The sequence below is a fragment of the Rhizobium sp. H4 genome, assembly GCF_003013335.1.
In the GTDB taxonomy this organism is placed as follows: domain Bacteria; phylum Pseudomonadota; class Alphaproteobacteria; order Rhizobiales; family Rhizobiaceae; genus Rhizobium; species Rhizobium sophoriradicis.
In genome coordinates this window covers 1-12,542 of the sequence record NZ_PSOW01000020.1, presented here as the reverse complement: position 1 = coordinate 12,542, position 12,542 = coordinate 1, and the positions used below count along the sequence as shown (strand labels likewise).

Annotated in this window: 10 protein-coding genes; 9 read left to right on the top strand and 1 reads right to left on the bottom strand. The window is 61.4% G+C overall.

From position 1 onward, the window contains the following. The first annotated feature begins 237 nt into the window (after positions 1–237). The 9 genes from C4N04_RS26180 (at position 238) to C4N04_RS26140 (ending at position 11,764) form a co-directional block, all read left to right on the top strand. Entirely contained in the window at positions 238–1,194 is a 957-nt protein-coding gene (locus C4N04_RS26180) for a glycine--tRNA ligase subunit alpha (protein WP_038687193.1), read from the top strand. Continuing rightward, positions 1,191–1,742 carry an AAA family ATPase gene (locus C4N04_RS26175; protein ID WP_106797403.1) on the top strand — a complete coding sequence of 184 codons (552 nt, stop codon included), beginning with the start codon at positions 1,191–1,193 and terminating at the stop codon, positions 1,740–1,742. The genes C4N04_RS26180 and C4N04_RS26175 overlap by 4 nt, the downstream gene beginning before the upstream one ends. A 171-nt stretch (positions 1,743–1,913) precedes the next feature. Continuing rightward, complete coding sequence (locus C4N04_RS26170) at positions 1,914–3,659, top strand: DUF2207 domain-containing protein (RefSeq protein ID WP_106797402.1); 1,746 nt, start codon at positions 1,914–1,916, stop codon at positions 3,657–3,659. 114 nt (positions 3,660–3,773) lie between these two features. Next, on the top strand, positions 3,774–4,325 hold the full coding sequence (locus C4N04_RS26165; protein WP_106797401.1) for a LemA family protein: 552 nt from the start codon (positions 3,774–3,776) through the stop codon (positions 4,323–4,325). 86 nt (positions 4,326–4,411) lie between these two features. Continuing rightward, entirely contained in the window at positions 4,412–5,674 is a 1,263-nt protein-coding gene (locus C4N04_RS26160) for a 3-phosphoshikimate 1-carboxyvinyltransferase (protein ID WP_096762622.1), read from the top strand. 39 nt (positions 5,675–5,713) lie between these two features. Continuing rightward, entirely contained in the window at positions 5,714–7,675 is a 1,962-nt protein-coding gene (locus tag C4N04_RS26155) for a DUF2207 domain-containing protein (RefSeq protein ID WP_106797400.1), read from the top strand. A 66-nt stretch (positions 7,676–7,741) separates the two neighbouring features. Beyond that, on the top strand, positions 7,742–9,013 hold the full coding sequence (gene purD, locus C4N04_RS26150) for a phosphoribosylamine--glycine ligase (RefSeq protein WP_096771261.1): 1,272 nt from the start codon (positions 7,742–7,744) through the stop codon (positions 9,011–9,013). Positions 9,014–9,118: 105 nt separating this feature from the next. After that, positions 9,119–9,580, top strand: a complete 462-nt coding sequence (locus C4N04_RS26145) for a plant virulence effector HPE1-like domain-containing protein (protein ID WP_096762619.1) — start codon at positions 9,119–9,121, stop codon at positions 9,578–9,580. A gap of 360 nt (positions 9,581–9,940) precedes the next feature. Next, the gene (locus tag C4N04_RS26140; protein ID WP_106797399.1) at positions 9,941–11,764 is read left to right on the top strand and encodes a methyl-accepting chemotaxis protein; all 1,824 of its coding nucleotides are present in this window, start codon (positions 9,941–9,943) and stop codon (positions 11,762–11,764) included. A gap of 82 nt (positions 11,765–11,846) precedes the next feature. On the opposite strand, the gene C4N04_RS26135 is transcribed toward C4N04_RS26140, so the two are convergent. Then, complete coding sequence (locus C4N04_RS26135; protein WP_096771259.1) at positions 11,847–12,335, bottom strand: DUF523 domain-containing protein; 489 nt, start codon at positions 12,333–12,335, stop codon at positions 11,847–11,849. Positions 12,336–12,542: the final 207 nt, after the last annotated feature.

Below are 12,542 nucleotides of genomic sequence, written 5' to 3'. Positions count from 1 at the left end.
CATCCGCCTGCCGGCACCTTCTCCCCGCTTGCGGGGCGAAGGGGACAAGCCGCGACCTCTCCGTCCCCACCGACCTCTCGCGGGGCACGTCCCCTCTCCCCGTCAGAACGGGGAGAGGGTTAGGGTGAGGGGCAGGCTCTCTCCATACGGGCCGGCCCACTCTTGCAAAACCCTTGACCCCTGCCGCCCTCCATGGCACCTGTCGCGCCGATAATCCCCAAGCAATCGGTGCCGTCGATGTCAGCTATCCCAGACCATATGAACCCGAAGCGTTCCTTCCAGGCGCTGATCCTGACCCTGCATAATTACTGGGCGGACAAGGGTTGCGCGGTGCTGCAGCCCTACGACATGGAAGTCGGCGCCGGCACCTTCCACCCGGCCACGACGCTGCGCGCCCTCGGGCCGAAGCCGTGGAAGGCGGCTTACGTCCAGCCCTCCCGCCGCCCGTCCGACGGCCGCTATGGCGAAAACCCGAACCGCCTGCAGCATTATTACCAATACCAGGTCATCCTGAAGCCGAACCCACCGAACCTGCAGGAGCTCTATCTCGGCTCGCTCGCGGCAATCGGCCTCGATCCGCTGCTGCACGACATCCGCTTCGTCGAGGATGATTGGGAAAGCCCGACGCTCGGCGCCTGGGGCCTCGGCTGGGAATGCTGGTGCGATGGCATGGAGGTCTCGCAGTTCACCTATTTTCAGCAGGTCTGCGGCATCGAATGCGCGCCCGTCGCCGGCGAACTGACCTATGGTCTCGAGCGCCTGGCCATGTATGTCCAGGGCGTCGACAATGTCTACGACCTGAACTTCAACGGCCGCGAGGGCGACGAGAAGATCAGCTATGGCGACGTCTTCCTGCAGGCCGAGCAGGAATATTCGCGGCACAATTTCGAATTCGCCAATACCGAAATGCTGCATCGTCACTTTGTCGATGCCGAGAAGGAATGCCGGGCGCTGCTCGACGCCGGCGCACCCGACGACAGCGCCAACCAGCGCCTGCACAAATGCGTCTTTCCGGCCTACGACCAGTGCATCAAGGCCAGCCACGTCTTCAACCTGCTCGATGCCCGCGGAGTCATCTCGGTGACCGAGCGCCAGAGCTATATCCTGCGGGTGCGCACCCTCGCCAAAGCCTGCGGCGAAGCCTTCCTGCTGACCGATGCCGGCGGCGTCAACCTGTCGAAAGAGGCGGCGTGACGCAAAAGCCTGCCAGCCGTATCGTCCACATCAACGGCTGGCCAGGCACCGGCAAGCTGACGGTCGGTCGCTTGCTGGCGAAAGGGCTTGGCGCGCGGCTCATCGATAATCACATGCTGCTAAATCCAGCAGAGGCTCTTTTCGCTCGCGGCAACCCTCTGCATGCATCACTGCGCGAGCAGATTCGCCGAGCGGTTTTCGACCACGCTGCGCGCGCCGATCCGGCTGAAAGCTTCGTCTTTACCGATGCCCTTTCGGACGACGCGGATGATAGTGCGATGTTCTCCTGGTATCTCGATCTGGCTGCCGCCAGAGGCGCGGATCTGGTCGCGGTTCTCCTCGACTGCGCGCCGGAGGAGAATGCCAGGCGCCTCATCTCGCCGGGCCGGTCCGAGGCGCTCAAGCTGACGGATACGGCGAAGCTGCAACAGCTCCGGGCAAACTATAGATTGTTGCGCGGGCTGGCTGAACACACAGTCGAAATTGATGCGACGGATTTTTCGCCGGAGCAGACTGCGGCCCGAATTCTCGCGCATATCGGTGTTTGACGAGCGAGGCACATCCAAAAAAAGTCCTGCGCTCCAGGGACAGGCTTCTTTTGTATTGCGCAAACCATCGCTACGTTATCATCTGGTGTTGCGACAACGTAAGCTTCGGTATCTCTTTTGAAGAGCGATATTTTTTACTTTAAAATTTCATATGTAAATTCCGTCGCCAGTATGTTGCGCCTTTTATCATGGCCGATCTTATGCGCCATGCTGCTCGCGCTGACCTCGTGCAGCAATTTCGACCGAGAGTTCACTGTCCAATCGGCAAACAGTACGGTTGAGGTCTACACCGACGGCACTGCCTTTGTGTCGGAGTTCTTCGACATCGAGGTCAAAAGGGCGGAAAATTACGGCGGCGTTTACGTTGATATCCCTCAACGTTTCACGGATGCGTCAGGTGGTGTTCACTGGCGCAATTTCCAACTGGCCGCAGCTCGGCGCGGCGGACTCGATGAATATTTTTCCATGGAAAACAATGTGCCGGGCTATTCGATTTATATAGGAATGGAGCACTGCAAAAGTTGCTCTGCAGATCTGCCCAAGGTTCCTACAAAGATCCAGATCGCTTACTGGCTCGGACGCCTGGTTCGCCAGGAAGGCGATCGCGAGATTCTCTTCCTGCCGGCCTATATGGGCCGCGTCCATGGCCAGGGAGCCAAAAAAACGCTGACCCTGAAGCTGCCGCCGGGCGGAACGTTACGCCCTTCGCAACAGGATCGGGCGGCCTATGACGTCACGCGCAGCGCGCCGAATGAGCTCTTGGTGTCTATTGCAGCAGGCAAGGGGGATAGAGTCCTGCCTGATATCGAGATCGAATATCCCGCAGGCACGTTTGTGATTGTAACAACCGGCCAGCGCGTACAATGGTGGCTTTCCGATCATTTTCTCCCCTTCATTAGCATTTTAGGGCCGCTGATCGTCGCTCTGGTCGCTATCCTCAAATTTCGACCGTCCTGGCTTGTGCCTGCACCATTGATAACTGTCGACACCAAAATAACGCAAAGCATATCCCCCGCTCTAGCGGCCTATCTGTTCCGGAATTGGAAGGCAGATGCAGCAAAAGCGGCTTTCATGGCGTCGGTCTGCCATCTCGCGGTCAAGCGAACGCTGCGCATTTCCAGCCTGGGAGAGGATGCCGAGGCCTCGGACTTACTGGCAAAGCAAGACCGAAGGAAGAGCAAGGCGGGTCGCGCCAAATGGTATGATCTTCCGGCTGCGACGCGCTTGGTATTCGGCGGCATTGCAAAGCAGCCATCTGCCGGCGATCGGCGCAGAGTTAAAAATGCCCGGCCTGATGTGAGAGATGAATTGCACAGAACAGTCACTGAGGAATATCAGAAAATCAGAGGCAAAGATCGCTGGAGCTTGGCGGCTGCAGCATCGATTTTGGCTCTCGGCATTGCCGTCGCATCTTTTTCGGGCCTTTTGATCTTTTCCGCGGCCATCTGCGGGATATTGTTGGTTCTCTTGATCGTTGTAACAATGTTTCGTCATCCGGAGCGGTTTCCCGTGGCCACCGGCACTTCCGAGCAGTTCAAACAGGCGACTTTTTTGTTTGTGGGGCTTCCGGCGATTGTGATTGCTGCGCTTTCCTATATCGGCACGACCGAGGTGATCAGCGAACAGTGGCCATATCTGACGGCGATCTTGCTGCACATCGCCGGCATTATCGCGGTTTTGGCGATGCTGCGCATGCCCACGCCGAAGCAGCGGCAGATCCGCAACAACATCCTCGATTTGAATCGTTATATCAGCGGCGAGATAAACGGCCCCGCAATGTCGGTCGAATGCTACGAGCACTATCTGCCGTTCGCAGTCGCGCTCAACGTCGAGCAGCGCTGGACCGAGCGCTTCAATCTCTGGCGAGAGAGCCAGAAGATGAATGCCTATGCTCCGGATTGGCTGATAACCTCTTAGTCAGCAGGGTATCCATCAAAGTCTCGTCCAAACCGGCTGGAGAATTGTTTCGCCAAGATGACTTTCCACGGCCGAATCACTAACGTGCGATCATCGAATCGGGAGCCCATCTGCATGTATGTCATACTCGCTATTGTCGTTGTGATCGCGCTTTACATCGTCTTCATCTACAACGGCCTGGTTCGCTCCCGGCAGATGGCGCAAGAGGCCTGGTCGGGCATCGATGTGCAACTGAAGCGCCGCGCCGATCTGATCCCGAACCTGATCGAGACGGTCAAGGGTTATGCCGCCCACGAAAAGTCGACGCTCGAGGAGGTGGTTTCGCTCCGCAACAAGGCGCAGGCCGTGCCATCAGGCGATGTCGCCGGCAGGGCGCAGGTGGAAGGGCTGCTCGGCCAGGCGCTCGGGCGCGTCATCGCGCTCGCCGAGGCCTATCCGGACCTCAAGGCCAACCAGAATTTTGCCGAGCTGCAGGATTCGCTGGAAACCATGGAAGGCGAGCTGCAGATGTCGCGGCGTTATTACAATGGTGCGGCCCGCGATCTGAACGTCAAGGTCGAAAGCTTCCCCTCCAATCTCGTCGCCGGCCAGTTCGGTTTTGCCAAGCGGGAATATTTCGAAATCACCAATGAGTCCGATCGTGCCGTCCCCAGCGTGAAATTCTGACGGTCCGGCATTTTGCCTTTGCCAGAAAGCGATTAAGAGCAAGGGCAGATTGCGGCCGGCAATGGCCGCTCCATGGAAGAAACAACATGACACGCACAGCCAAACTCACGATCATCCCGCCTGCCGGGCCGCTTTCGGGCCGCGCCATGCCGCCGGGTTCGAAGTCGATCACCAATCGCGCACTGCTGCTCGCCGGCCTTGCCAAGGGCACGAGCCGGCTGACCGGCGCGCTGAAGAGCGACGACACGCGTTATATGGCCGATGCGCTGCGGGCCATGGGCGTTGCGATCGACGAGCCCGACGACACCACCTTCGTCGTCACCGGCAGCGGCAGGCTCGCGCCGCCGAAGGCGCCGCTCTTCCTCGGCAATGCCGGCACCGCGACACGCTTCCTGACGGCCGCCGCCGCCCTGGTCGACGGCACCGTCATCGTGGATGGCGACGAACACATGCGCAAGCGCCCGATCGGCCCGCTGGTCGAGGCGATGCGCACGCTCGGCATCGATGTGAGCGCCGAAACCGGCTGCCCGCCGGTCACCGTCCGGGGCACCGGCCGCTTCGAGGCCGACCGCATCCTGATCGATGGCGGGCTGTCCAGCCAATATGTTTCGGCGCTGCTGATGATGGCGGCCGGCGGCGACCGTCCGGTCGACATCGAACTGGTGGGCGAGGACATCGGCGCGCTTGGCTATATCGATCTCACCACGGCGGCGATGCAGGCCTTCGGCGCCAAGGTCGAAAAGACCAGCCCTGTCACCTGGCGCGTCGAGCCGACCGGCTACCGCGCCGCCGATTTCGTCATCGAGCCGGATGCGTCCGCTGCGACCTATCTCTGGGCGGCTGAAGTTCTGAGCGACGGCAAGATCGATCTCGGCGTGCCGAACGATGCCTTCACCCAGCCGGATGCCAAGGCCTACGAGACGATCGCCAGGTTCCCGCACCTGCCGGCTGTAATCGATGGTTCGCAAATGCAGGATGCCGTTCCGACGATTGCCGTGCTTGCCGCCTTCAACGAGACGCCGGTCCGCTTCGTCGGCATCGCCAATCTGCGCGTCAAGGAATGCGACCGTATCCGCGCCCTGTCTACGGGGCTCAACAATATTCGCGAAGGCCTGGCCGTTGAGGAGGGTGACGATCTGGTCGTCCATTCCGATCCTGCTCTCGCCGGTCAGACGCTGCCGGCCGAGATCGACACTTTCGCCGATCACCGTATTGCGATGAGCTTTGCGCTCGCCGGCCTCAAGATCGATGGCATCACCATTCTCGATCCCGATTGTGTCGGCAAGACCTTCCCCGCCTATTGGCGCACGCTCGCCGCACTCGGCGTGGCATATCGGGACAAGGATTGACGGAAAGCGCAGCCGAGGCTGCCGGCCGGGGGGATGGGAATGGGGCGTCGGTTTTTCGGTATTTGTTTGGCGCTCATCTTGTTGGTGGCCGCCCCGGCGGCCTTTGCCACGGAGCTGATCGACAGTTTCGTTTCCGACATTGCGCTCGAAAGAAGCGGTGCGATGACGGTGACGGAAACTGTCACCGTCAATGCCGAGGGCTATCGGATCAAGCACGGCATCTTCCGTGACTTCCCGCTCTATTTCACCAACGCCGGCGGCCGTCGCCGCAGCGTCGACTTCGATGTCGTCTCGGTTAAGCGTGACGGTAAGGATGAGCCCTGGCACACGGAAAAGATAACAGGTGGCATCCGCATCTATACGGGCATGGCCGAGTTGACCGTGAGCCCGGGCCTTCGCCGCTACGTCTTCACCTACAGGACCAATCGCCAGATCCGTTATTTCGACGATCATGACGAACTCTACTGGAATGTCACCGGCAATGGCTGGCTCTTCCCGATCCGCTCGGTCACCGCGACGGTGAAGCTGCCGCCAGGTGTCGCAGCCACCGGGACGACTTTTTTCACCGGCCCGAAGGGCGCCACGGAAAAGAATGCCCGCGTCAGCCAAACCGCAGCCGGCCTCGTTTTTTCCACCACCGCGCCGCTCAATCCCAGTGACGGCCTGACTTTCGCGATCCGCATGCCGAAAGGGTCGATCGATCCGCCGAGCAAGGATATGGAGAGCACATGGTGGCTGAAGGATAACCGCGATTATTTCATCGGCTTCGGCGGCCTGACCCTGGTTTTCGCCTATTATGCGAGATCATGGCTGAAGGTCGGCCGCGATCCCGCCCGCGGTGTCGTCGTGCCGCGCTGGGATGCGCCGGAGGGCATCTCGCCGGCCTTGGTCAACTATATCGACAACAAGGGCTTCTCCGGTGGGGGCTGGACCGCGCTTGCCGCAACCGCCCTCGATCTGGCTGTCCGCGGTTACGTCAAGCTCGAAGATCTCAAGAACTCGATCACCATACGCAGCACCGGCAGACCGCTCGACAGGCAAAAATTGCAGGCCGGCGAGACCGAGCTCCTGAAAGCCGCCGGCGCCGCAGGCAGGACTCTGACGATCGACAAGGCCAATGGCGAACATGTGAAATCGGTGGGTCAAGCCTTCCGCTCGGCGATCGAGAAAGAGCACCGCGGCAAATATTACAATTCCAACATCGGCTACACTATCGGCGGCATCGCGCTCAGTGCCGTCTTCCTGGCGGCGCCGTTCATTATCGGGTCGCTGGAGCCCGATACGGTCGTGCTGATGCTGATTCCGGTCGCCATCTCGGCCTTCATTGCCGTCTTCGTCGCCAGGTTCACCCGGCCGCTTTATCGCGGCAGGTCGCTGTTCGGCAGGATCGTCGCACTCGTGGTGACATCAATTATTGTTTTCGCCGGGGTCAGCATCCTTCTGCTCAGCGTACTCTCCTTTGCCTCGTCGCTCGTGGAGTTGCACGAGACTCCGATGCTCTTTGCGATCGGCGGCATCGTGCTGCTCAACATCCTCTATTTCTTCATTATGGGCGCGCCGACCCCGCTCGGCGCCAGGATGATGGACGGCATTGACGGCCTGCGGCAATATCTGACGCTTGCCGAGAAGGACCGCATGAACATGGCGGGCGCGCCTGAAATGTCGCCGCAGCATTTCGAGACGCTGCTGCCCTACGCCGTGGCTTTGGGCGTCGAAAAACCGTGGTCGCGCACTTTTGAGACCTGGCTTGCGGCCGCTGCCGCCGGCGCGGCCGCGGCCTATGATCCGTCCTGGTACTCCGGCGATTTCGACAGCGGCAGCTTCTCCGACCACGTCGGCGGCTTCTCCTCGTCGATGGCCTCGACCATTGCTTCGACGATACCCTCGCCGCCGTCGAGTTCATCCTCCGGTTTTTCCAGTGGCGGCTTCTCCGGCGGCGGCTTCTCCGGCGGCGGCTTCTCCGGCGGCGGTGGCGGAGGCGGGGGTGGCGGCGGCTGGTAAGCTTTCTCGCTTGACCTTTCCGCCCTTGGCCCTTAACCGCCTGACGGAACAGGAAAGGGGTCGCGCATGAAGGTTCTGTTGATCGGATCGGGCGGACGCGAGCACGCGCTCGCCTGGAAGCTGGCGCAATCGCCGTTGATGAGCGAGTTCTACGCCGCCCCCGGCAATCCCGGCATCGGCGAACACGCTGTCCTCGTGCCGGTCGATGTCGAGGATCATGAAGCTGTGGCTGCCTTCTGCAGGGAGAAGGCGATCGATTTCGTCGTCGTCGGGCCAGAAGCGCCGCTCGTTGCCGGCCTCGCCGACCGGCTGCGCGCCGATGGACTGGCGGTCTTCGGTCCCTCCGCCGCCGCCGCCCAGCTCGAAGGCTCCAAGGGCTTCACCAAGGATATTTGCGCCCGCTACGGCATCCCCACCGGAGCCTATCAGCGCTTCAACAATGCGCCGAAGGCCAAAGCCTATATCCGCGCTCAGGGCGCGCCGATCGTCGTCAAGGCAGACGGTCTGGCCGCCGGCAAGGGTGTGACTGTTGCGATGACCCTGGACGAGGCATTTGCTGCCGTCGACGACTGTTTCGAGGGCGCTTTTGGTGCTGCCGGCGCCGAAGTCGTCGTCGAAGCCTATCTCGATGGCGAGGAGGCAAGCTTCTTCTGCCTCTGCGACGGCAAGAACGCTCTGCCGCTTGCTACCGCCCAGGATCACAAGCGGGTGGGCGAGGGCGATACCGGCATCAATACCGGCGGCATGGGCGCCTATTCGCCGGCACCCGTGATGACCACCGAAATGGTCGAGCGCACCATGAAGGAGATCATCGAGCCGACGATGCGCGGCATGGCCGAGAGTGGTCATCCCTTCTCCGGCGTGTTCTTTGCCGGATTGATGATCACCGACAAGGGACCGGAGCTCATCGAATACAATGTCCGTTTCGGTGATCCGGAATGCCAGGTGCTGATGATGCGGCTGAAGAGCGATCTGCTGCCGCTGCTGCTCGCCACCGCCAACGGCACGCTTGATCAGGTCAGAGCCGAATGGAGCAACGATCCGGCCCTGACCGTGGTCATGGCCTCGAAGGGCTATCCCGGCGCTTACGAGAAGAACACGCCGATCCTGGCGCTGCCCGAGGCAGCCGACGGCGAGAAAGTGTTTCATGCCGGCACGGGCCTGAAGGACGGTGCACTGGTGGCAACCGGCGGCCGCGTGCTGAACGTCACCGCGACCGGCGGCACGGTCGCCGAAGCGAGCACACGCGCCTACGCCCTGCTCGACAAGGTCCGCTGGGATAACGGCTTCTGCCGCCGCGACATCGGCTGGCGGGCGATCGAGCGGGAAAAGGCCTGATATCACGTATAAACCGGCGCCTTCGTTAAATTTTTACCCTTTCCCCTGACGGGATGGAAACAAAGCTGCGTTATACCGCTGTCATAGTGAGACGGAGCAGCCTTCATGCGTCAGATTTTCCTCGGTGCGGCAATCCTGCTGATGGCGGGTTCGGCAATGGCCTCCTCGATCGAGGTGATCGGCCAGGCTGCGCCGCGCGCTGCCGAGGGCAGCATCGTCACCGAAAGCTGCGCCGACTGCCCGCCGCTGCAGGCGGAGGTTACCAAAAAGGATTACACGGTGCCGGAGCTTAAGCCCGGCGCCGTGCAGGCGACCGAGATTCGCGATGTCGGCGGCGAAAAGAAGATCTATCGCACCGAAAGCTGGATGGGCGGCTCGCCCGTGGTCTTCGTCAGCAAGGCGACCCCGGAAGCGATGATGGCCGCCGCGCCGCCGGCTCCGCCTGCCGAAGGCGTCGATATGAATGCGACGACTGCGGCCGTCATCGGCGGCGACGCCAAGCCTGTTGCCGCCGGCATGGCGGAACAACCGGCCCTCAACGTTTCCGATTTCAAGCTGCGTTTCTGAAACAATTCCCGTTTTGCGTCCGGCTTGAAGACAAAGTTCCCTGCCCCGCCTGATCAAGGTTTCGATCGTTTGGGGTTCCACCACCGGTGGACCGAATGCACCCTCGATGAGCAGCGAGGGTGCATTCATGTTTTGACGGCAGGTAAAATCGAATGCAATTTTACCCCTGGATTTTTAGGGAAAACCCTATCGAGAACAGCTAAATTAAAGATTTCTTATGGGGTGAGCATTAATGGTTACTTACCCGGTCGCAGCATGTTGTTTTTAGCAGCGGTAGACGCGTCGTCTTGTTTGGCGCGCTCGCACAGGCGGTAGAAGACCGCACCGGAATGAATCCCACCATTCCCGTTGCGAGGCGTCATGAAAAATCTGAAAATATCCAAACAGCTCATAGTGCTGGTCGCCGGACTGATGATCGCCTTCGCGGTCGCCACGTCGCTGCAGATCCGCTCCTCGGTCGATGCGATATACAAGGAGCGTTACGACATGCTCCGCGCCGAGGTTCAGTCGGCGATCTCCATTCTCAAGCTCTACCATGCCAAGGTGACGGCAGGCGAGATGACTCTGGAAGACGCCCAGAAGCAGGCCTACACCACCGTCAACGGCATGAAATACGACCCGGACGGCTATTTTTTCGGTTATAGCTACGACGTCAAGATGATGTTCCACTACGACGCCGCGAAAGTCGGGCAGAACCTGAAGGGCCAGCCGGACAGCAAGGGCAAGCTCTATCGCGAAGAGTTGGTGAAGCTCGGGCAGCAAGGCGGCGGTCTCGTCGAATTTTATTCCACCAGCAAACCGGGCCAGCCCGCCGGTGATTTCCGCAAGACGGCCTATGGACAGGCCTTCGAACCCTGGAAGGTCGTCGTCGTCACCGGCGTCTACATGGATGATCTCGATGCTCAGATAAACAGCACGATCCTGACCGCATTGACCGGCAGTATCGTTCTGTTCTTTCTTGCCATGACGGCCGCCTACATCGTCATCCGCGGCATTTCCGGCCCCCTCAACAACGTCCATGCCGCCCTGAAGGCAGTGGCCGAGGAGGACGTTTCCATCGCCATTCCGCACACCGCCATGAACAATGAAGTCGGCATGATGGCCAAGGCGACGTTGTCGCTGCAGGAAAAGATCAGGGAGCGCCATCAGATGTCGGATCGCGAGGCGGCCCAGCAGCTGGCGCTCGAAAACGAGCGCGAAAACAACCTTCGCCAGCAGCAGGACGAGGCGGCCCTCCAGGCCCGCGTGGTGACGACGATCGGCCAGGCTCTGGAACTGATCGCCCGCGGCGATCTCACCGTCCGCTGCGCCGAACTTGGCCAGAAATACGCCGCCCTTCGCGACAATTTTAACGATGCGCTGTCGCATCTCGAAGCCGCCATGGCCAAGGTCAGCGCCAAGGGCGTGGATATCGGCACGAGCAAGGAAGAGATCCGCCGCGCCTCCAACGAGCTGTCGCAGCGCACCGAGCGCCAGGCCGCCAGCCTGGAAGAGACGTCTGCCGCCCTCGACGAGCTCACCGTCGCCGTCCGCCAGACGGCCGATGGCGCTCATGAGGCAAGCAAGCGCGTCCACGCCGTCAGCACCGAGGCCACCCATAGCGATGCGATCGTCGGCCAGGCGATCGAGGCGATGAGCGGGATTGAGAAGTCATCGTCGGAGATCACCAAGATTATTGGCGTCATCGACGAGATCGCCTTCCAGACCAACCTGCTGGCGCTGAATGCCGGCGTCGAGGCCGCTCGTGCCGGTGAAAGCGGCAAGGGGTTTGCGGTCGTAGCCCAGGAAGTGCGCGAGCTCGCCCAGCGCTCGGCCGCCGCGGCAAAGGAGATCAAGGACCAGATCGCCCGCTCCTCCAGCCAGGTCGACCATGGCGTCCGGCTGGTCGGCGAGGCAGGCGCGGCGCTGAAACGCATCTCCGACCAGGTCAAGGCGGCCAACGAGATTGTGGCCAAGATCGCCCACAGCGCCTCCGAACAGGACACGACGCTGCGCTCGATCTCCTCGTCGATGAACCAGCTCGACGCCGCCACCCAGCAGAATGCCGCCATGGCCGAAGAGACCACGGCCTCGGCCGAGACGCTCGCCAGCGACACCGACGAACTGATCGACCTGATTCGCGGCTTCCGGGTCAATGACCAAAGCGCTGCCCCGACAATGCATCAGGGCCGCCGCGCCGCCTGAACCGCGCGCGGGCGACCGGGTTTTTTCATCAGCAAAGCCTTAGCGGCCGTCAGGTTTCCGGCGGCCGTGCCTTTTTGGATGATCACTCGGAAACGAGCTCGACCAGTCGCTCGATTTCGCGATCGGAAAAGACCTCGATACCGGCCGCCTTCAGCGCGGCGGCCGTCACGCCATTGCCGGCCTGCTTACGGCCGGAAAAACTGCCGTCATAGATGAAGTCCGAGCCACAGGACGGGCTGCCGTCGATGAGCAGGGCATAGCGGCAGCCGGTTTGCCGTGCGAGCGCCACGGCATTTTCCGCCGCCTGCAGAAACTCTGCCGTCACATCGCCGCCGGTCAGCTCGACGACCCGAGCTGTGCCGGCCAGCACCTCTTCGCCCGTTGCCGCGCCGGCGATCTCCGCCGGCGGCCGCGGCACCGGCATGCCCGCCGACATTTCCGGACAGATCGTCACCAGCCGCCCCTCGGCGCGCCAGCGCTCGATCGCGGGATGAAGCAACGGCTTCGCCCGCCCGTCATAGCGGACGGCGTGGCCCATAAGACAGGCGCTGACGAGAATCCTGTTTTGCATGCCTGTTTGATAACGCCACGGCGGAGATAATGCCAGTGTCGGGGTGGGCGGGTTGTTCAATAGGTAGCGAACCGTATCCGCCCCTTGCATGTTCAATTTGCGCTGATTGTTGGATGATCGGTGCGCACTCCGGCGGATGGCCATCCGCCGGAGTGCGGACGGCCGGGACCGCAGGCCCCTTGGCTTGAACCGGGGATGAGATTGGTC